This is a genomic window from Marinobacter lipolyticus (genome assembly GCF_018424605.1).
GTDB classification, from domain to species: domain Bacteria; phylum Pseudomonadota; class Gammaproteobacteria; order Pseudomonadales; family Oleiphilaceae; genus Marinobacter; species Marinobacter lipolyticus_B.
The window spans coordinates 249,468-269,333 of record NZ_QTKT01000005.1; the positions used below are offsets into that span (position 1 = coordinate 249,468).

A 19,866-nucleotide genomic window follows, 5' to 3' on the forward strand; every position below is an offset into this window, starting at 1 on the left:
GCTGGTTTGTCGGATCAGCCAGAGGCGTGATCCAACAAACCAGGTGCCGGCGTGCCTTATTTGCCAATCAACGACTGGCCACACACCCTCACAACGTTGCCGTTGACGCCACTGGAGCCTGGGTTGCAGTACCATGCAATCGCCTCGGCCACATCCACCGGCTGGCCGCCCTGGGACAGGCTGTTCATGCGGCGCCCGGCCTCTCGAATGGTGATCGGCATGGCGGCGGTCATCTGGGTTTCGATGAAGCCCGGCGCGATCGCATTGATGGTGATCCCGTTTTTCAACTGTTTGGCCAGGGACTCCACGTATCCGATCACCCCGGATTTGGCGCAGGAGTAGTTGGTCTGGCCGAAGTTGCCGGCAATACCACTGATCGATGAGATGCATACGATACGGCCATTGTCCCGCAGCAGTCCGCGGTGCATCAGCTCTTCATCGATCAACTCTTCGGCGGTCAGGTTTACCGCGATGGTCATGTCCCAGAAGTGCTCGGGCATGTTGCCCAGGGTCTTGTCGCGAGTGATGCCGGCGTTGTGAATAACCAGGTCCAGGCCGCCGAAGTGCTCCTCGGCAAAGTCCGCAATCAGCTTCGGCGCGGCGGCATCGGTAATATCGCACGCCAGTGCCTTGCCTTTGATGGCGTCCGTCACTTTCTGCAGCTCTTCCATGGCCGGGGGAATGTCCAGGCCAATCACTGTTGCGCCGTCGCGGGCCAGGGTTTCGGCAATGGACGCGCCGATGCCGCGGGAGGCACCGGTCACCAGCGCCACCTTGCCCGCTAGCGGGGCGACCGGGTTGGTCGCAGGCGCCGGTGTGCCTTTGCCAATCCGGGCAACCTGACCAGACACGTACGCCGAGCGTGCCGACAGGAAAAAGCGAATGCTGGAATCCAGCTGTTTGTCTGCACCGGGGGCTATCCACAGCAGGTTAGCGGTGGCGCCCTTCTTGCCGATTTCCTTGCCGACGGCACGGACAAACCCTTCCAGCGCCTGCTGTGAGGCGGCCTGGGCCGGCTTGCGGCAGGTTGATGGGTCCTGGCCGATCACCAGCACCCGGGCGTTGCCGCCAAGTTTTCTGATGGTTGGATGAAAGAAATCGTACACGGCGCGAAGGTCGGTGGTGTCTTTCATGCCAGTGGCGTCGAAGATCAGCGCGGAAAATTTCTGGTCGATGTCGCCACTCAGAGACAGAGGCTGGGCCTTGTTGCCAGCCTTGGCCGAATCCTTCAGAGTATCTGTACCGTCTGCGTGATGTACCTTGGCCGCACTGGCCCCCAGCACGCTGCCAATCGCCGCAATGGCTTTCGCGCCGGAGGCGGCGCCGACCAGAATTTCGCCTTCGATGAAGGGTTGGTCCGGCCGCTTCCAGCGCGTGAGCGGAACCGGCGAAGGCAGGCCGAGGGTCTGAGCGGTGGTTTTGCCGACGGGCGTATTGACGAATTTGAGGTAGAGGTCAGACATACGATCTTCCTTGTAATGTGTTTAACGGTTACGAATTGCCCTACAGGTTAAGGATTCAGGCCGCATTTGGATTGACTCAATGCCGTCACCGGGGTGTCAGGTATGCCAATGAGCCAAAAGCTGTTGGCGCTAGACTGCTCCGCAATGGATACACACGTTAATACAGGATCACATCATGGCACAGGCTCAGAAAACCGCACAGAAGAAAGCGACTCCTGCCACCGGCTCTTCAGCAGCCAAAACGAAAACGCCGGCACCGGCCGGGGTCAGACGCGTTGCCATTATTGGCGGTAATCGCGTGCCTTTTGCCCGCTCCAACACCGCGTACAGCAAGATCAGTAACCAGGAACTGCTTACCTCGGCGCTACGGGGCCTGGTGGATCGGTTTGGCCTGCAGGGCCAGCGCATGGGCGATGTAGTTGCCGGCGCTGTTATCAAGCACTCGCGGGATTTCAATCTCACCCGGGAATCGGTGCTGAGCTCCGGCCTGGCACCGGAGACGCCGGCCTATGACATTCAGCAGGCCTGCGGCACCGGTCTGGAAGCGGCCATTCTGGTGGCCAACAAGATTGCCCTGGGGCAGATCGAGTGCGGCATCGCCGGCGGCACGGATACCACCTCCGACGCTCCGATCGGTGTGGGCGAAGGCCTGCGCCAGATCCTGCTCGATCTCAACCGGGCAAAAACCGCCGGTGAGCGCTTGAAGATTCTGAGCCGCTTCCGCCCGGGGCACCTGGCGCCGGAAATTCCACAGAACGGCGAGCCCCGCACCGGCATGTCCATGGGCGAGCACTGCCAGGTCACGGCCCGCGAGTGGAGCATCCCGCGGGACGAGCAGGACCAGCTGGCGTTCGAGAGCCACCAAAAACTGGCGAAAGCCTACGAAGAGGGCTTTTTCGAGGACCTGATGACGCCACTGGCGGGCCTCGACAAAGACAACATCCTGCGACCGGACACTACTCTGGAAAAACTGGCGACCCTGAAGCCGGTGTTTGACCGCGAAAACGGCACCATGACCGCGGCCAACAGCACCGCGCTGACCGACGGCGCCTCCTGTGTGCTCATGGCCAGTGAAGAGTGGGCCGAAGAGCACAACCTGGAAGTACAGGCCTACCTGACCTTCTCCGAAGTCGCTGCCGTGGACTTTGTGGAGAAAAAGGAAGGGTTGCTGATGGCACCGGCTTATGCGGTACCGCGGATGCTGGCGAAGGCGGGCCTGACTCTGCAGGATTTCGACTTTTACGAAATTCACGAGGCGTTCGCCGCGCAGGTGCTTTCCACTCTCAAGGCGTGGGAAGATCCGGCGTTCTGCAAGCAGCGCCTGGGGCTGGACAAGCCCCTCGGCAGCATCGACCGCAGCAAGATGAACATCAAGGGCAGCAGCCTGGCCACGGGCCACCCGTTTGCCGCCACCGGCGGTCGCATTGTGGCCACCCTGGCCAAATTGCTGGAGCAGAAGGGCAGTGGCCGCGGGCTGATTTCCATCTGTGCCGCGGGCGGGCAGGGGGTTACGGCTATTCTGGAGCGCTAGGTATTCAGAAAACTGCCGGTTTCCTTTGACAGACTCCGATTCGCCCCTTATCATGCGCACCTCGTTGATCGGGGGCTACCCCGGGAAACAACCAGTTTGATGCGGGGTGGAGCAGTCTGGTAGCTCGTCGGGCTCATAACCCGAAGGTCGTAGGTTCGAATCCTGCCCCCGCTACCACATTAAAAAAGCCGGTCTTTGACCGGCTTTTTTTGTTTTTGTGTCCTGCCCGTTCCTCCGCTGGATGATCTCTCCGCAAAAGTGGCCTGAATTCACCTTCTGAAATGTTTCCCCTTCCCACACTCTGCCAACATCGGCAGACTTTGACGATGCCTTCCCCAGAACAAGAATGTTACAGGTAAGCGGTCATGCAAACAGTGGATTATGTGATTGTCGGCGGTGGGTCCAGCGGTTGTGCCCTGGCCGGCCGGTTAAGCGAAGATGCGGCGACCACCGTGGCGTTGATTGAGGCCGGATCGCACAAGGGCGGCAGCTGGTTGATCCAGACGCCGGCAGCGGTGGTGGCGATGGTGCCAAAGAAGATCAACAACTGGGCCTTTGAAACCGTGCCGCAACCGGGGCTCAATGGCCGCAGGGGGTACCAGCCCCGGGGCAAGGTACTGGGCGGCTCCTCGGCCATCAATGCGATGGCCTATATCCGCGGCCATGCCAGTGATTACGATCATTGGGCCGCCCTGGGTAACGAGGGCTGGGGATTTGATGAGGTATTGCCGTATTTCCTGAAATCGGAAGGCAATCAAACACTCAATAACGAGTGGCACGGCACCGATGGACCGCTGAAAGTCAGTAACCTGCAAAGTGACAACCCGTTCCAGCAGCACTATCTGGACGCGGCCCGTCAGGTCGGCTACCCGCTAACGGACGATTTCAACGGTCCGCAACAGGAGGGGGTTGGCCTTTACCAGGTCAATCAGCTCAATGGCGAGCGCTGGAGTACCTACCGCGGCTACGTGCTCCCTCACCTCGACAGTCGTTCTAATCTCATCGTGGAATCCCAGGCGCTGGCGCAGCGGGTTGTCTTCGAGGGTAAGCGTGCCGTCGGTGTGGAGATTCTGCAGAACGGTCAATTGCGGCAGATTCGCGCCCGCAAAGAAGTCATCCTGAGTGCCGGTGCTTTCCAGTCGCCGCAGTTGCTGATGCTCTCCGGGGTGGGCGATGCCGAAGAGCTGAAAGCAGCGGGTGTGCCGTTGATCAACGATCTGCCGGGGGTCGGCAAAAACCTGCACGACCATCCGGACTTTATCTTTGGCTACAAATCCAGCGATGCCAATCTGTTGGGTCTGTCCCTGAAAGGCGGCCTGCACGGCGTCCGGCAGTTTCTGCGTTACCGCAAAGAACGGCGCGGGCTGCTGGCCTCCAATTTTGCCGAGGGCGGCGGTTTTCTGAAAACCGATCCCGGGCAGCGGGCACCCGATATCCAGCTGCACTTTGTGGTGGCGCTGGTCGACAATCACGCCCGCACCCTACACGCTGGCCACGGATTCTCTTGCCACGTTTGCCTGCTGCGCCCGAAGAGCCGCGGGACCGTGTCGATCAGGGATCGCTCGGCGCAGACGCCGCCGGTGATCGATCCCAGGTTCTTTGACCATCCGGATGACCTGGAGACCATGGTCAAAGGCTACAAGATGACCGACAAGCTGATGAAAGCCCCGGCACTCTCACGGTTCATCACCAGTGATCCGTTCACCGGGAACGTCACCACGGATGAGGACATCAGGGAGGTGCTGCGAGCCCGGACCGATACCGTGTATCACCCCGTGGGTACCTGCAAGATGGGTGTGGACGCGATGGCGGTTGTCGACCCCGAGCTGCGTGTCTACGGCATGGAAGGCCTGCGGGTAGTGGATGCCTCGATTATGCCGAGCATCATTGGCGGTAATACCAACGCGCCCTCGGTGATGATTGGGGAGAAGGCTGCCGACCTGATTCGAACTAGTGACCGTGGGGAAACCACACGCTGACACACAAGCCCGACTGACCGTCTGGTCGGTCAAGAAGTGTGAGCTTGCCTCCGTGCATTTCGGCAATCCGGCGGGCAATGGCCAGGCCAAGGCCAGCGCCTGCGCCCTGGCGCTGGTCAAGACGGGTAAATCGCCCCAGGGCTTTTTCCCGGGCGGGTTCCGGTATGCCCGGGCCCTGATCACAGATCAGCACCCGGTATCCGTTAGCGGAGGTCTCCAGGCGGGTGTCCACTGCCGTACCCGCTGGGCTGTACTGGATGGCGTTGGCCAGCAGCGACCGCATCAGCGTGTTAACCAGCGGAGCCTGGCAGCGGATTATGGCTGGCCTGGTACGATCCTCGAGAGAGGGTTCAATCCGTTTCTGCAACGCAAGCGGCGCGACATCGGCAATGCTCTGGGCCACGATGTCGGACAGGCTGTGGTCTTCCGGGCAAGCGCTGGCGCCCGACTCCAACCGGCTCAGTAACAGCATCTGCTCCACCAGGTGCACCATGCGATCCACTGACGCGGTGAGATCGGCAAACTCGCCCGGGTGGCGTTCGTCGATCTTTTCCAGGTTCAGTCGTAACGCGGTCAGCGGTGTGCGAAGTTCATGGGCGGCATCGGCGGAGAAGCGGCGCTCCCGTTCCAGGGCATCATCCAGACGGGTAAGCAAACCATTGACCGCACCTACCAGGCCACTGACTTCCCGCGGGGCGTGGCGGGTGTCCAGCGCATGAATGTTGACCGGGTCCATATGGCGAATGGGTTTCTCCAGTTTGCGCAAGGGGCGGAACCCCATCTGGATGGCGAATGCCACGGCAATCACCAGTAAGGGCATCGCCGCCAGCAACGGCAGGATATTTCCCAACGCCAGTTCCTGACTGAGCTCCTGGCGGATGTCTTCCCGCTGCGCGGTGCGTATCCAGTAACCGGTCTGTGGATCTTTCAGGGTAAAGGTACGCCACTGGAAGCCCGTTGCCTCGGACCAGGCGTAACCGGGGTTCAGAGCCTGATCGTCGTTGGCCGTCAGGGTGTCCAGAATCGGTGTGCCGTTGGCACTCCAGACTTCAAATGCCAGCTTCTTTTCATACTTGTGCCCGGTGCCATCCGGAAGAATTTCATCATAGTCACCCTCGTCGAGAGCCCCATGGGGAAGCTGCAGTGTTTGCCGCAGCACAGCGGCCAGCTCCTCTGAAGTGCGGGTGGAGGCCAGATGTTGCACCAGTCCCTGGACGATCCGGGTGCTCTGGGCCAGTTCGGCATCGAACAGCTCCTCCAGTTCGTGGTTGCTTTCGACGTAACTCCAGGTTGCCGCAGCGCAGGCAATCAGCATCACGAAAGACGCTACCAGTAAAATAAGGGTGCGGGTCAGGGACATGCCGGCGCTCCGCAGAGCCTTGCCTGCTCGCTGTCCAGCAGGTACCCCACGCCCCGGATGGTGCGGATCACGGCTTTACCCACCCGGCGCCGAAGGTGATGGATGTGAACCTCCAGCGCATTGCTTTCAGCGCCGTGGTCCCAGCCGTAGAGCTGTTCTTCCAGCCGGCGTCGCGTGGCTACCTGGTCCGGGTGACGCATCAGGTAATGCAGGATCTGGACCTCGCTCCGGGGCAGGCTGACCGAGTGGCTGCCGATGGTCAACTGACCGGAATCCGGGTTCAGGGAGAGACTTCCGACGCACAGACCGGTGGTGTCAGATGGGGTGCCTCGGCGGGTAACCGCTCGAATGCGGGCCTTGAGTTCGGCCATCGCAAACGGCTTGGTGAGGTAGTCGTCGGCGCCGGCGTCCAGGCCCTGCAGTTTTTCCTCCAGCCCCGAACGAGCGGTCAGAATGATCACCGGCGTGCGTGTGCCCTGGCTGCGAGCTCGTGCCAGTACATCCAGTCCGTCGAGGCGGGGCAGCGTCAGATCCAGTACGGCCAGGTCAAAATGTTCCCCGGTGAGCGCATTCAGCGCCTGTTGACCATCGTCCAGCCAGTCCACTGTATGGTGCTCATCCCGCAGCATGGTGAGCATGGTGTTTGCCAGCATGTGATCGTCTTCCACAAGCAGAATGCGCATTCGTTTTCGCTCCGTGAGCGGTGGGAATTCGCCTAATTCTGGCACAGAAAGCTTAACGCCGGCTTAAGAAAACCCTCTCCTCCTGTTAAGCCAGCCTTAAGTCTCGCGCTTTAGTCTGGAGATCAGTCAAGGGGGGAATTTTATGACCGACTGTTTGACCATGCCGACCAGTATTGATCTCGCGTCCGGAGAAGCCAGGCCGGTTGTGCGCTCCGGGAACCGCCATCTGTGTGAACTGCGTGTGGGTTCCGCCACCGAACACCGGGCGGCTGATTTCATCCGTCGGCGTTTTCAGCAGGCCTACGGTGCGCGTCCAAACCTGCAGTTGCCGCCGCTGGTGGCGCTTGTCTCCGGGCATGGCACCTTGCTGGCCGCCGTTGGCGTGCGGAGCGCGGCCGCGCAAAGGCTGTTTCTGGAGGACTATCTGGATGCACCCGTTGAGGCCTGCCTGCCCGAGGCTTGCGCAAGCCGGAATGCGGTGGTTGAAATCGCGCACCTGGCGGGGGTTGAGTCCGGAATCAGCCGGCCCCTGTTTGCGTCGCTGGCGGTCTGGTTGCGGCAGTCCGGTTGGGAATGGGTGGTCTGCACCGGTACCACCCAGCTGCGGAACGGGTTCCGGCAAATCGGTATCGGGCTGTCCGATCTCGGTGCCGCGGACCCCGCCCGGCTAGTGGGCGCAGCCCGCAGTTGGGGCACGTATTACCAATGTCAGCCCAGAGTACTGGCGATTAACGTGCCGCAGAGCGTCGACAGCCTGCGGGCCGCAGGCTTGTTACGTCAGGTTGAGTCTGTTGAGCGCAGCGCCAGTGCGACAGAGCGCGCGCTGCCCACCACGGGAGGTGGCTATGGCCACACTGCCTGACCTGTTTCGACAGGTAGTCGCCCAGCGCCCCAACGCCGCGGCCCTGGCCTGTGGCTCCCGTCTTTATACTTACGCGTCGCTTTTCGGGGCGGTGGAGTCGATTGCCGCCCGGTTGCGCGCTCGCGGCATCACCCGCATCGGTTTATCTGGCGACAACACGCCCGGTTGGGTGATTGCAGATCTGGCCTGCCTGAGCGCCGGTCTCGTGTGCGTCCCGATACCCCCCTTTTTCTCACCGGGCCAGCGGGACCACCTGATACAGACTGCGGGCATACAGGCCATGCTCTGGTCCGATGACGCAACCGGCCGGGAGTCCCTGGGGCACGGGGTGTCGATGATCATGCTGTGTGGGTCGTCGATGGCCGTTGGGGTACCGGCACATACCGCCAGAATAACCTTTACCTCGGGCAGTACCGGTACACCCAAAGGTGTCTGTCTTTCTCAGGGGCATCTGGCTGCAACCGCACGTGCCCTGGAAGCGCGGCTGGAGGCGCACGCAGGGGCCTACCATCTTTGCCTCCTTCCCCTGGCCACGTTGCTGGAGAACGTGGCCGGGGTTTACCTGCCGTTGTTGGCAGGTTCCACGATTCGGCTGGAACCCATGATGTCACTGGGTATGACGGGAAGCAGCGGCGTGGACTCAAGCCGTCTGATCGCATCCATCAACCACTGGCAACCCGAGTCGCTGATCCTCGTGCCGGAGCTGGCCAGAATACTGGTCCAGGGGGCGGAGGAGGGGATTCTGAACACTGAATCCTTCCGTTACTTGGCCGTTGGTGGCGGCAAGGTGGCTCCCGAGCTTTTGCAGCGAGCACACGCACTCGGTTTGCCCCTGTTCGAAGGCTACGGTCTGTCCGAGTGTGGTTCGGTGGTGGCGTTGAATATACCCGGAGACAGCCGCCCGGGTTTCGCCGGACGGCCACTGGGCCATGTCGACGTTCGTGTCGACGGCCAGCGCCGGATTCTGGTGCGCGGCAATACGTTTCTGGGCTATCTGGGCGACGCGGCACCGAAAGCTCCGTGGCTGGACACCGGTGACCTGGGAAGCTTGTCGGATGAGGGCTTTCTGGCGGTGGATGGCCGCTCCAAGAACCTGCTGATTACCGGTTTTGGTCGCAACATCAGCCCGGAGTGGCTGGAAAGCGAACTGGTTGAACATCTCGGAGTGCGACAGGCGATGGTGTTCGGCGACGGTGAAAGCAGGCCGCGCGCATTGATTCACAGCCCTCACAGCGGTGCCCACCTCGGGCAGCAACTGATGGCTGCAGCTCGCAAACTGAATGACCAGCTACCGGATTACGCCCGGTTATCGAAGCTTTACCTGCTACGCGACCCATTGTCGGCTGAACGCGGCCATCTGACGGTCAATGGAAGGCTGATGCGGCATCGCGTCCAGGGCGATCTCTCCCACCTCATCACCAACAGTCATCTTATTGATCTCAGCCAGCCAGGAGGATTCACCATGGCATTTTTCGACCGACTTCAGACCGAAACCGCGGCGGCACGCCGTCACGTTACACAGGCGCCCGTTATTCAGGCGGTTCGCGAGGGGCGAATGACCCTTGAAGGGTATCGGTGGTTCCTGACCCAGGCTTTCCACCACGTCAAACACACCGTCCCGTTGATGATGGCCTGTGGCGGCCGGCTGCCCGATAGGCTGGAAGCGGTCCGCAAGGCGCTGGTGGAGTACATTGAAGAAGAGTATGGCCACCACGAGTGGATACTCAACGATCTGCAGGCCTGCGGTGCGGATCGGGAGGAGCGCCGGGCCAGTCAGCCGGACCTCTCGATCGAGCTGATGGTGGCTTACCTCTACCGTCAGATTGATCGTGGGAACCCGGCGGCTTTCTTCGGCATGGTCCAGGTGCTCGAAGGCACATCCATTGAACTTGCCACACCTCTGGCGCAGCAGATCCAGCAGCAGCTCAATCTTCCGGACGAGGCTTTCAGTTACCTCTATTCCCACGGTGAACTGGACCAGGGGCATTTCGAGTTTTTCCGGGATCTGATGAACAGCATTGAAGACCCTGGTGACCAGCAGGCAATCATCGACGCAGCCCGGGTGGTTTACCGGCTGTACGGCGACATGCTGCATCGTATTCCGTTGCCAGCCGCCGCAGTCGCAAAGCAGCAGGAGAGCGACCATGCAGCTGCGTGATCGGCGTTTTCTGTTGCTGGGCGGAACCGGCGGCATTGGTCAGGCGTTGATGGTTGCGCTTTTGGAGGAAGGCGCGCGCGTGCTGGTGGCTTCGCGGCAGTCTGAAGGTTTGCAGTTGCCCGAGGGTGCTTCCGGGGTTCAGCTGGATCTGGCGGCAGCGGATCTGGAGCAGCAGCTTCAAGCCCTCACGGATGTCTGGCCCGATATCTATGGCGTTATCCACTGTGCCGGGCAGAACCGGTTTGCCGGACTGGCGCAGACGTCGGTTGCGGCCATCGACAGTCAGTTGGCGGTTAACCTGCGCAGCCCCATGGTGGTGGCTCGTCATTTTGCCTCGCGCTTCAGCGCGGCGGGCGAGGGGGCCCTGGTGTTTGTCGGCTCGACCTTTGGCAGCATCGGGTTCCCAGGCTACACCGCCTACTGTGCCACCAAATTCGGGCTGCGGGGATTCACTGAAGCCCTGCGCCGGGAGCTGGCTGACACCCCGATCAAGGTGCTGTATGCAGCGCCCCGTGCGACCGCCACGTCTATGAACACCGATGTGGTCAACCGCCTCAATCAGGCACTGGGCAATGCGGTGGACTCACCGGAGCGGGTCGCCCGCACCATTGTCCATGCCATGGCCCACGATCAGCGCCGTTGCTTCATGGGCTGGCCGGAGCGGCTGTTTGTGATACTCAACAGCGTGCTGCCACGGTTGGTCGACAGGGCTATGTTCAAACAACTGCCGGTCATCCGGCGCTTTCTGGAATCCGGAGCCTCCTCATGAAAAGTCCTCGATTGATGATTGCGTTGTTATTGCTACTGCCGTTGGCCATGCCTTGCTGGGCCGATAGCATGGAGGCAGACCTTGCTGGCATCCAGCAACGCTGGGCCGAAATCCAGTATCAACTGCCCCGGGACCAGAAAATCAAGGCCTTCGAGGCACTGGTGCAGGATGCCGAGAAGCTGGTAGCTGCCAACCCTGATCGTGCCGAGCCGCGCATCTGGCAGGCCATCGTGCTCAGCACCTGGGCGGGTGCGAAGGGCGGGCTGGGCGCACTGGGCATGGTGAAAGACGCTCGCCGCCAGCTGGAAAAGGCGCTGGACATTGACGCCACGGCGCTGGAAGGCTCGGCCTATACCTCACTGGGCTCGCTGTATTATCAGGTGCCCGGCTGGCCCCTGGGGTTCGGGGACGATGACAAGGCGCGCCGATATCTGCAGAAGGCGCTGGCCATCAACCCCGACGGGATTGATCCGAACTTTTTCTTCGGGGACTACCTGCTGGAGCAGGGTGAGGAGGCCCGCGCCAGAGAGTATCTGGAGCGGGCTCTTGCTGCGCCGGATCGCAACGGGCGTGAGATTGCAGATCAGGGCCGCCGACAGGAAATTCGCGAGCGGTTGGCACGTCTGGCGAATTCCTGACGTCGGAACCAGTTTACCCCCATGGTTAGAATCCGTCAGGCGGAGTAAACCCGGCGAGACCTTCCTGCTCAAGCAGTTCCGCGAACCGCAGGGTGGTCAGGTCTCGACCCGGGGCGCCAATCACCTGCACGTTGTAAGGCAGTCCCTGCTTGCTGCGCCCAATAGGCACCGAGGTGGCCGGCAGCCCCAGTAGCGTGGCAAAGGCAATCCAGCAGAACTGGTCCATATAAGCCCTGGGCTTGCCCGCCACGGCGATGCGGCGCTTGAACACCGGATGGCTGTGATCATGGCGTATCGCCGTGGTCGGTGTGACCGGCGTCAGCAACACATCGAACTCGTCGAACAGGCTGCCGATTTCCGCGCGCATCTTTTCCCGTGTTTCACTGACCGCGACCCACTGATGCACCGGCTGGTTTACACCGCGGCCGTATTCGCCGACAAAGGCGGTCAGCGGGCCCAGTAATTTCAGCCACTTCTCAAGCCGCGCGACCCAGAGCATCTGACGACGTTGGGCGGGTTTGAGGGACGTACTGAGCAGGCTGCCCAGCAGATTGAAGTAGGGCGGCAGGATGTGTTCCAGATCCAGCAGCGGGTGCCGGGCCTGGGCCACCAAAGCGCCCCGCTGTTCCAGTTCCCGCCCCAGAGCGCGGTAGCCGTCTGTCAGTTCCTGTTCGACCGGACACAGCGGATCTTCCAGCCAAAGGCCGACGCGGGCCTGGTCCAGCGAGGAGAGGGCAGCAGGCTCCATGTTGATAGTCCAGCTGCGGCTATCCAGAGGCGTGGGGCCGGCAATCACCTCCAGGAGCAGCTGCAGATCCTTGGCGCCGCGTGCCAACGGCCCGCCCTCGGCGAGATCCGGGCGTGACTGGGTGCCGGGCGGTCCGGGAATGTGGCCGCGGAACGACACCAGCGCCCGCGACGGTTTATGACCGAAAACACCGCAGAAATGGGCGGGCGTGCGGATCGAACCCGCCAGGTCACTGCCCACCTCCAGCGGGGTCATGCCTGCGGCCAGCGCGGCGGCGGCCCCACCGGAGGAGCCTCCGGGGGTGTGACCGGTGTGGTAGGGGTTATTGGTTACGCCGAACAGCTTGTTGTAGCTCTGCAGGTCGTTGGCGTAAATCGGTACATTGGTCTTGCCGATGATGATTGCACCGGCATCCTCCAGGCGCTGAACCACATCGGCATGATGTTGTGGCTGGTGATTTCGCAGCGCGGGTGCGCCGGCCGTACAGGTCATGCCGGCGACTTCCCAGGTATCTTTCAGGGTAAGCGGCAAGCCGTGCAGGGGGCCCAGAGTGGCACCGGCAGAGCGCTTTTCGTCCGCGGCCCGTGCCTGTTTCAGCGCCTGCTGTTCGTCCAGGGTGACAACCGCATTGATGCGGCTGTTGTGGCGCCGTATCTGGTCGAGAAAGTGCTGGGTCACGGCTTCACTGGTCAGGGCGCCGTTACGGAGCTCCGCGACCAGTTCGTGAGCGGGCCGGTAATGCAGGGCCGGGGGAGATGAGGGCATGGCTGTCGACTCCTGACGTCGTTAGGGTAATTCTTCCCGCCAGTGTTTGACCCTTACCTGAGCCTTCACCGCGTCCAGAATTTCGAGGATAAGGTTGATCAGGGCTTCGTTTTCCGGCGAGCGTCCGTGGCTCTGCTCCGGGTCGGGCATCATCACGTTCACGATGTCCTCGATGAAGGCATGATTGGAGGCCGATGCCAGATCCTCCAGAATCTGGTGAATGACATTGGCGACGATATCGCCGACGGCTTCTTCCAGAGTCTCCTGAATGGTGGGGCCCACCACCGGCAGGAATCTCAGCCGGGAAAGCTCCAGATTTTCTTTCAGCGCGGTGTCCACGCGGTCCTCAAGGTAACTGCGCAGCGCCCCGCGATTCGGTACATATCCTTCCTGGGCCGCCTGGGCTACGCGATCCGATATCCAGTTCGTCAGCATGTCGCGGCGCGGGAAAATAATGTCGTGCTGAATGCGCTCGAACAGGGGGGAGCCGCGGCGAACTTCCATCTGAACGCCGGACAGCACCTTGATCACGATCCGGTCGGACAGCTCTTCCATGAAGGCTTCGTAGTAAAAATTGAAGAACCGGTAAAGCTTGGTGCTGGTGACGTCGATGATGTTGTACTGGTGCAGGCGGTAAATGATCGAAATAACCCGCAGAATCCGCAGGAAGCGGAAGCTGCCCACGGGAATACAGCCCACCAGATCGTACCAGTGGATGAACGGGTAGAAGTACCAGCGGTCGTAAATGCTGGCTTTCACCGCGTAGCCCCAGCGCACGAAGAATTCGGTGAGAAAAATGCCAACGAAGATCAGGTCGTAGAAGAGAAAGTTTTCGTGGATTGGTTCGTAAAGGCTGTGGAAGCCCGGTGTGCGCGCTTCGAAAAAGCCTTCAATGGCACTGAAGGCGTAGATGGAATCAAAAATAATGAGTGCCAGATTCAGGATAAGCAGGCCCAGCATCGCAAAGTCGATGATGAGCCAGATCGTCTGGTGGCTTTTCTTGAGGTTGTCGCGGTTGATCTTCAGCATTCAGGTGCCTGAATTCCTGTGAATTTTCTCACAGGTTAGCTTATTTCAGCTCAGCCGACGACTTCCCGAGCAAGCGGCGCGCGATGATCAGCAGCTGGATCTGTTGGGTGCCCTCGAAAATATCCAGAATTTTCGAGTCCCGCGCCCACTTCTCCAGCAGCTCGGTCTCGCCGTATCCCAGGCTGGCGCACAGCTCGACGCAGCGCAGGGTAATGGCGTTGCCCACCCGGCCCGCCTTGGCTTTGGCCATGGAGGCTTCCTTCGAGTTGGGCTGACCGTTGTCCGCCATCCAGGCGGCCCGCAGGGTAAGCAGCCTGGCGGCTTCCAGCTCGGCTTCCAGCAGCTGCAGCTCGCGACACACCGCCGGCTGTGTCCAGGTCTGGAGGCGATACTCGAGATCAATGCCGGAGCCGGCGACGATCTGACGGGTACGCTCCAGCGCCGCGCGGGCCAGCCCGATGGCCATGCCAGCCACCACCGGACGGGTGTTGTCGAAGGTCTGCATGGCCCCGGCGAACCCCTTGTCGACGCTGATTTCAGGGTCGCCCAGCAGGTTGGCTTTTGGCACGCGGCAGTTTTCGAAGCGGATGGCGGCGGTGTCGGAGGCACGGATGCCGAGCTTTTTTTCAAGCCGCTCCAGGGTCATGCCGGGCGTGCCTTTCTCCACCACGAACGATTTGATGGCGGCCCGCCCTTTGCTGCGGTCGAGGCTGGCCCACACCACCACCGCATCGGCGCGCTCACCTGCGGTCACGTAGATTTTCTCTCCGTTGATGACGTAATGATCGCCGTCTTCCGTGGCGGTGGTTCGAATGGCGGCAGAATCCGAACCGGCGCCGGGTTCGGTGATGGCCATGGCCGCCCAGGTGTTGCCCAGCCGTGCCAGTTGTTCCTCATTGGCAACCGCAGCAATCGCCGAATTACCGAGGCCCTGGCGGGGAATGGACAGCGCCAGCCCGACATCGCCCCAGCACAGTTCGGTCAGCCCCAGTACGGTTTTCATGTTGGTGCCGTTTTTGTTTCCCGGAGGGCCGTTGGCGCCGGAGCGGGCCAGTTTGCCGGCGCCGGCACCGCTGTGGGGGGCGCCGTCGTTCATGCCATCCATGATGGAGGCAAACATGTCCAGTTCTTTCGGGTAGGCGTGCTCCGCGCGATCGTATTTGCGGGATATCGGGCGGAAAACCTGCTGCGCCACCTGCTGCGCCTGATTCACGATGGGCGCAAACTTCTTGGGAATCTCCAGATACATGAGAGGGTGCTCCTGTCGAGTCAGGTTCAGGCGTGGACGCCGCCGTTGTGAGTGGCTACCGATCGCAGATCCCGGTACCAGCGTTCGACCGGGTGCTCTTTCACAAAGCCATGGCCACCGAGCAGCTGGACACCGTTGGTGCCGATTTCCATCGCCTTTTCATTGCACAGCAGCTTGGCCAGGCAGGCTTCCCGATGGAACCCCTGGCCGGTTTCCGCGCGGCTGGCGGCTCGCCAGGTCAGCATGCGCATGCTGTCCGTTTCAATGGCGAGGTTGCTGATCATGAAGGCCACGGATTGCCGGTGGCTGATGGGTTCGCCAAATGCCTGCCGGTCGTTGCAATAGGGGATGACGTAGTCCAGCACTGCCTGCGCGGTGCCAATGGCGAGCCCGCACCGCAGCATGGCGCCCATATCCAGAAAGGCCTCGTAGTCAAAGTCGTCATCGCCGAGCAACGCATCCGCCGGCACTTCGACATCCTTCAGGGAAACCGCCGCCAGCTGGGCGGCCCGCAGCCCCATGGCCGGGTCCGTCTGGCAACGGAGGCCGGCGGTGCGGGTTTCGACGATAAACAGGCGAGGGCGGCCGTTCAGCGTGGCGGCCACCAGCATCAGGTCGCTTTCCGCGGCCAGTACCACCCCATGCTTGCGACCGTTCAGTCGATAGCCCTGTGGTGTGGCGTCGGCGCGGGTGGTCAGGTTCAGCGGGTCGAACAGCGCCTGTGGCTCATCGATCGCGATGGTGGCGACCGGAGGTTCCGGCTCGCAAAAGGCCGGCAGATACCGCGACTGTTGTTCCCCGGTGCCCCAGCGGGTAATGGCCTGGGCCGTGCTGAAAGGTGCCAGCAGAGCCATCGCCAACCCCATGTCGCCCCACGCCAGCTGTTCGGCAATCAACACACTGGTCACCGGTGAGAGGGTTTCCGCGACGCCGCCAAACTCAACCGGCACCGCATACAGGGCCAGCCCCAGGCTGGAGGCGGTTTCGAACACCTCTGCGGGCATGGCAGCGGCTTCGTCTGCGCTGTCTGCCGCCGGCCGCAGGGTGTCCCGGGCAAGCCGTTGCAGGCTGTCGACGATCATCTGCTGGTCTTCATCCAGCGTAAGGTCAAACAGCTCCGGCGCCGGCTTCCCGGGAAGTCTTTTTCTTGGCAGCCAGTTGGACACGCGCTTGAATTCCCGGCCGGCCAGGGTCAGAGTGCGAAAACCAATGCGCGTGCCATGGTAGGCGGCCGTTTCCGTGGACCTTCGCAATCCGAAGCGGTCCAGCAGGGGATTGGCCGCAAGCCGGTTCATCATGGACAGGGCTATGCCAATGGGATCCCTGGTCATTGTCGATCTCCTTTGGGGGCGGGCGGGAACCCGTCGCGCCTGTTACTATCGAAGAAGTTATTGTTGAATTGGATCTCCGTTGATCTTGGGCGCGTTGCCGGTATCAGCCATTGGCATAAAGAGCGTGGCTAGTGGTCGGCCAGGTCAATCCGTTAGACTTGCGGACACGCAGGTTATTACCCCCATAACAAAGACGACTTATAAACGGATGTTACCCCACCACAGACACCGCCGGATTGCTGGTCGCTTTTTGCTTCTTGCAGCGCTATTGCTGTCGGCCGCCCCGGTTCTGGCCAATCAGGTGGAGGTAGACGTGGAAGGCGACTACCCGCAGCTGCAGGAAAATGCCGAAGTGTTCCTCGGCGAGGTGGAAGGCCGCACCGCGGCGAATCTGCGTCGCTATTCCAGCACCGCAATGCAGCAGGTGCGCGAGGCCCTGCGGGCCCTGGGCTACTACAGCCCGATCATTGACTGGGACGTGTCGGGTGGAGATGGTGAGGATGATCTTCCGGTCCTGACTTTGACGGTGATTCCCGGTGAACCGGTGCGGATCCGTTCGCGGGATGTGGTGATTGAGGGGCCGGCAGGGGACGATGGCAGTTTCCGCGAGGCGATTCCTGAATCACCGGCGGAGGGCGACATCCTGAACCATGGGCAGTACACCGGTCTGCGCCAGTCGATCCAGAACCGGGCCCGCCGGCTGGGCTATTTCGACGGTGAATTCGTCATCCGAAAGCTTGAGGTGGACCCGGAGAACCGCATCGCCGATATCACCCTGCGATTTCGCAGTGGGGAGCGCTACCGGCTGGGCGAGGTCACCTTCGAAGACGGCCACGGCTTCGAGAACAGCCTGTTGGAGCAGTTTGTTACCTTTGAGCCGGGGCAGCCGTTTCACGCCGATGAAATCGCCGGGCTGAGCCAGGATCTGTCCAATAGCGGGTATTTCTCCGGTGTGGATGTGGATGCCTCCCCCGGCAATGCCCGCGATGGTGTCATCCCCGTCCGGGTCGGGCTGACCACCCGTCCGCCACGCTCGGTGGCCGCCGGGGTGGGGTTTTCAACGGATGTGGGCCCGCGGTTTCGCGGCAACTGGCTGGAGCACTGGATCAATCCCATGGGCCATCGCCGGGGCGTGGAAACCGAATTGTCGGCCCCGCGCCAGAACATCACTACCTGGTATGAGCTGCCGCTCGATCCCCCCATGACAGACTCCATCCGGCTGGGGGCCGGCTACCAGCGTGAGGACATTGAAGACGTGGAGTCGGAGCTGCTGACCCTGGGCCAGCAGTGGAAGCATCAGCTGGACAACGACTGGATGCAGATTGCTTCTATCCGCTGGGAGGGTGAGCGCTTCCGCATCGGCGAGGACGATCGCAAAACCAGTAGCCTGTTATTGCCGGGGCTGGGGTACTCCAAGCTCCAGGCCAATTCTCCGCTGGACCCTTCAAAGGGGTACCGGGTTCAGGTGGATGTCACCGGATCCCACCGGGCGGTGATCTCCGATGTGGACATCCTGCATGTAAATTTTCTTGCGCGGGGGCTGTACACCCTGGCCGCCAGGCACCGTTTCCTGGCGCGCTTCCAGCTTGGGGGCGTTGCCACCAACGAGTTTGATGATGTGCCGCCGTCGTTGCGCTTTTTCGCCGGTGGTGATCAGAGTGTGCGGGGTTATGGCTACGAAACCCTGTCCCCGGAGGATGAGGACGGCGTCGCGGTGGGCGGTCGATATCTGATGGTGGGCAGTGTCGAGTATCAGTACGAATTCAAGCAGAACTGGCGGGTGGCGGCGTTCGTCGACGAGGGCAATGCGATAGACGACCTGCCGGACCCGCTGGCTACCGGCGTCGGTATCGGGATCCGCTGGGTCAGCCCGGTTGGCCCGCTGCGTCTTGACGTTGCTCGCGGGCTCGACGAGGAATTCGGCGGCGGCTGGCGTATTCACTTCTCCATGGGGCCGGAGCTGTGACGAACACCGACACGCAAACAGATAACGACACCGGGCAGGACCGGGATAACAGCCAGTCGCCGCGTAGCTGGCGGTTCTGGCTGCTGGTGGTTCTGCTTGCGATGGTGCTGGTGCCACTGCTCCTGGTGGCCGTGCTGTTGCTGGTGCTGCGGTCGGAAACCGGCACGGCCTGGGTGATCGATCAGGTTCCGGGCCTGACCGTGGAGGGTGATGCCGGTTCGCTGTTCGGCTACTGGCACGCGGATTCCGTGCGCTGGCAGGGCTACGGAACCGGTCTGTCGCTGGACGCCGTGGTTGTGGACTGGTCCCCCGGTTGCCTGTTGAGCAAGGAATTGTGTCTGGACACGCTGCACGCCGATCGCATCCGTTTGCGGCTGCAGCCCTCCGGGGAGCCGGACGAGCCAAGGCAGGACATCAGCCTGCCGCTGGTGAACCTGCCGGTCGGAATCCGCATCGGTGATGTGCGCCTGGGAAGTTTTACGGTAAACGACGCCAGGATCTGGGACCGGTTGGAACTCAAGGCCCGCGGCTCGGGGCCGGACTGGGTCATCGGGCAGGCCAGTTACCGTCTGGATGAGATTGCGGTGGACGCCTCCGGGCGGCTGGAGACCCGGGGTGACTGGCCCCTGGACCTCGAGGTGGAGGTGTCTCTGCCGCCGCCCCGGGGCGAGCGTTGGCAAATTGCCCTGGACCTCACAGGCAGTGCTGAAGACCTCAGGCTGGCCGCCCGCAGCCAGGGCTATCTGGATGCCACGGCCACGGGACGTGGTGCTCCCCTGGACAAGCGCCTGCCGCTGCGGCTGGAGCTTGCATCGCCAGAATTCCAGGCACTGGATGCGCTGCCGCCAACGCTGACTCTGAAGAACTGGCGACTGGCCCTGGACGGCAGTCTTGCGAACGGCTTCGACACCCGTTCAAGCGCCGAACTCCCCGGCAGCGAAGGGCCGGTTCAGGTGCAATTGCGGGGGCAGGTAACCACCGCCGGTGCCACCGGGGTAACGCTGCGGTTGCGCGGCCCTGACAGCGGGCCGCAGCCGGGAACGGCTGAACTCGCCGGCGACGTTAGCTGGGCGGACGTGCTGACCGCGGATCTGCGTCTCGCCCTTGAGGCTTTCCCCTGGTACAGCCTGCTGCCAGACATGCAACAGCCCCCGGTCACCCTTCGCCGTTTGCAGGGCGATCTGCAGTACCGGGGCGGCCGTTACAACGCGCAGCTGAACGCAGAGGTGACCGGGCCGGCCGGTGACGCCGAGCTGGAAACGGCTCTGAACGGTGACCTCGAATCGGTCTCTCTGAGCAATCTGTTGATCAGCACGGGGGCGGGCTCACTGGGGG

At 62.0% G+C, this 19,866-nt stretch carries 14 protein-coding genes, 1 tRNA gene and 1 pseudogene; 9 read left to right on the forward strand and 7 right to left on the reverse strand.

Annotated features, from left to right (window positions below):
* Positions 1 to 56 precede the first annotated feature (56 nt).
* Complete coding sequence (locus DYI22_RS09700) at positions 57 to 1,463, reverse strand: 3-oxoacyl-ACP reductase (protein ID WP_213477856.1); 1,407 nt, start codon at positions 1,461 to 1,463, stop codon at positions 57 to 59.
* A gap of 175 nt (positions 1,464 to 1,638) precedes the next feature.
* Between DYI22_RS09700 and DYI22_RS09705 the strand changes: the two genes are divergently transcribed.
* The 3 genes from DYI22_RS09705 (at position 1,639) to DYI22_RS09715 (ending at position 4,973) form a co-directional block, all read left to right on the forward strand.
* Positions 1,639 to 2,994: an acetyl-CoA C-acetyltransferase gene (locus tag DYI22_RS09705; protein ID WP_213477857.1), complete on the forward strand. Its 1,356-nt coding sequence runs from the start codon at positions 1,639 to 1,641 to the stop codon at positions 2,992 to 2,994.
* Between the two features lie 100 nt (positions 2,995 to 3,094).
* Positions 3,095 to 3,171: transfer RNA gene (locus DYI22_RS09710), tRNA-Met, on the forward strand.
* 188 nt (positions 3,172 to 3,359) lie between these two features.
* A complete protein-coding gene (locus DYI22_RS09715; RefSeq protein WP_213477858.1) occupies positions 3,360 to 4,973 on the forward strand; it encodes a GMC family oxidoreductase in 1,614 nt (537 codons plus the stop codon).
* On the opposite strand, the gene DYI22_RS09720 is transcribed toward DYI22_RS09715, so the two are convergent.
* Together DYI22_RS09720 and DYI22_RS09725 are read right to left on the reverse strand one after the other, a co-directional pair.
* Positions 4,945 to 6,333, reverse strand: a complete 1,389-nt coding sequence (locus tag DYI22_RS09720; RefSeq protein WP_213477859.1) for an ATP-binding protein — start codon at positions 6,331 to 6,333, stop codon at positions 4,945 to 4,947. The two genes, DYI22_RS09715 and DYI22_RS09720, sit on opposite strands and share 29 nt — an antisense overlap.
* A complete protein-coding gene (locus tag DYI22_RS09725; protein WP_213477860.1) occupies positions 6,324 to 7,016 on the reverse strand; it encodes a response regulator transcription factor in 693 nt (230 codons plus the stop codon). The genes DYI22_RS09720 and DYI22_RS09725 overlap by 10 nt, the downstream gene beginning before the upstream one ends.
* Positions 7,017 to 7,158: 142 nt before the next feature.
* Here DYI22_RS09725 and DYI22_RS09730 point away from each other — a divergent pair, with 142 nt between their 5' ends.
* The 4 genes from DYI22_RS09730 to DYI22_RS09745 are packed head-to-tail and all read left to right on the forward strand — an operon-like array spanning position 7,159 to position 11,443.
* Positions 7,159 to 7,878, forward strand: a complete 720-nt coding sequence (locus DYI22_RS09730) for a thermostable hemolysin (RefSeq protein ID WP_213477861.1) — start codon at positions 7,159 to 7,161, stop codon at positions 7,876 to 7,878.
* Positions 7,862 to 10,036 carry an AMP-binding protein gene (locus DYI22_RS09735; RefSeq protein WP_213477862.1) on the forward strand — a complete coding sequence of 725 codons (2,175 nt, stop codon included), beginning with the start codon at positions 7,862 to 7,864 and terminating at the stop codon, positions 10,034 to 10,036. Before DYI22_RS09730 ends, DYI22_RS09735 begins: the two co-directional genes overlap by 17 nt.
* Positions 10,023 to 10,805, forward strand: coding sequence for an SDR family oxidoreductase (locus DYI22_RS09740; RefSeq protein ID WP_213477863.1), 783 nt, complete (start codon positions 10,023 to 10,025; stop codon positions 10,803 to 10,805). The genes DYI22_RS09735 and DYI22_RS09740 overlap by 14 nt, the downstream gene beginning before the upstream one ends.
* Positions 10,802 to 11,443 (forward strand): tetratricopeptide repeat protein, encoded by a 642-nt coding sequence (locus tag DYI22_RS09745; protein WP_213477864.1) that lies wholly within the window; start codon positions 10,802 to 10,804, stop codon positions 11,441 to 11,443. Before DYI22_RS09740 ends, DYI22_RS09745 begins: the two co-directional genes overlap by 4 nt.
* Positions 11,444 to 11,468: 25 nt before the next feature.
* Here DYI22_RS09745 and DYI22_RS09750 read toward each other — a convergent pair whose 3' ends face one another.
* Genes DYI22_RS09750 through DYI22_RS09765 form a run of 4 tightly spaced genes read right to left on the reverse strand, consistent with a single transcriptional unit; the run spans position 11,469 to position 16,565 of the window.
* Entirely contained in the window at positions 11,469 to 12,956 is a 1,488-nt protein-coding gene (locus tag DYI22_RS09750) for an amidase (protein WP_213477865.1), read from the reverse strand.
* A gap of 21 nt (positions 12,957 to 12,977) precedes the next feature.
* The gene (locus DYI22_RS09755; RefSeq protein WP_213477866.1) at positions 12,978 to 13,985 is read right to left on the reverse strand and encodes a hypothetical protein; all 1,008 of its coding nucleotides are present in this window, start codon (positions 13,983 to 13,985) and stop codon (positions 12,978 to 12,980) included.
* A 40-nt stretch (positions 13,986 to 14,025) separates the two neighbouring features.
* Positions 14,026 to 15,234, reverse strand: a complete 1,209-nt coding sequence (locus DYI22_RS09760; RefSeq protein WP_213477867.1) for an acyl-CoA dehydrogenase family protein — start codon at positions 15,232 to 15,234, stop codon at positions 14,026 to 14,028.
* A 26-nt stretch (positions 15,235 to 15,260) separates the two neighbouring features.
* Positions 15,261 to 16,565, reverse strand: a complete 1,305-nt coding sequence (locus DYI22_RS09765; RefSeq protein WP_213477868.1) for an acyl-CoA dehydrogenase family protein — start codon at positions 16,563 to 16,565, stop codon at positions 15,261 to 15,263.
* Between the two features lie 208 nt (positions 16,566 to 16,773).
* On the opposite strand from DYI22_RS09765, the gene DYI22_RS09770 reads away from it, so the two are divergent.
* Positions 16,774 to 18,531, forward strand: coding sequence for an autotransporter assembly complex protein TamA (locus DYI22_RS09770; protein WP_213477869.1), 1,758 nt, complete (start codon positions 16,774 to 16,776; stop codon positions 18,529 to 18,531).
* Positions 18,528 to 19,866, forward strand: a pseudogene (locus DYI22_RS09775) (translocation/assembly module TamB); the annotation flags it as partial. The gene DYI22_RS09770 and the pseudogene DYI22_RS09775, both read left to right, overlap by 4 nt.

Coding starts and splice junctions, on each gene's coding strand:
- DYI22_RS09725 (WP_213477860.1), bottom strand. CDS start 7,016: ATGCGCATTCTGCTTGTGGAAGACGATCACATGCTGGCAAACACCATG.
- DYI22_RS09700 (WP_213477856.1), bottom strand. CDS start 1,463: ATGTCTGACCTCTACCTCAAATTCGTCAATACGCCCGTCGGCAAAACC.
- DYI22_RS09730 (WP_213477861.1), top strand. CDS start 7,159: ATGACCGACTGTTTGACCATGCCGACCAGTATTGATCTCGCGTCCGGA.
- DYI22_RS09715 (WP_213477858.1), top strand. CDS start 3,360: ATGCAAACAGTGGATTATGTGATTGTCGGCGGTGGGTCCAGCGGTTGT.
- DYI22_RS09755 (WP_213477866.1), bottom strand. CDS start 13,985: ATGCTGAAGATCAACCGCGACAACCTCAAGAAAAGCCACCAGACGATC.
- DYI22_RS09740 (WP_213477863.1), top strand. CDS start 10,023: ATGCAGCTGCGTGATCGGCGTTTTCTGTTGCTGGGCGGAACCGGCGGC.
- DYI22_RS09770 (WP_213477869.1), top strand. CDS start 16,774: ATGTTACCCCACCACAGACACCGCCGGATTGCTGGTCGCTTTTTGCTT.
- DYI22_RS09705 (WP_213477857.1), top strand. CDS start 1,639: ATGGCACAGGCTCAGAAAACCGCACAGAAGAAAGCGACTCCTGCCACC.
- DYI22_RS09745 (WP_213477864.1), top strand. CDS start 10,802: ATGAAAAGTCCTCGATTGATGATTGCGTTGTTATTGCTACTGCCGTTG.
- DYI22_RS09760 (WP_213477867.1), bottom strand. CDS start 15,234: ATGTATCTGGAGATTCCCAAGAAGTTTGCGCCCATCGTGAATCAGGCG.
- DYI22_RS09750 (WP_213477865.1), bottom strand. CDS start 12,956: ATGCCCTCATCTCCCCCGGCCCTGCATTACCGGCCCGCTCACGAACTG.
- DYI22_RS09765 (WP_213477868.1), bottom strand. CDS start 16,565: ATGACCAGGGATCCCATTGGCATAGCCCTGTCCATGATGAACCGGCTT.
- DYI22_RS09735 (WP_213477862.1), top strand. CDS start 7,862: ATGGCCACACTGCCTGACCTGTTTCGACAGGTAGTCGCCCAGCGCCCC.
- DYI22_RS09720 (WP_213477859.1), bottom strand. CDS start 6,333: ATGTCCCTGACCCGCACCCTTATTTTACTGGTAGCGTCTTTCGTGATG.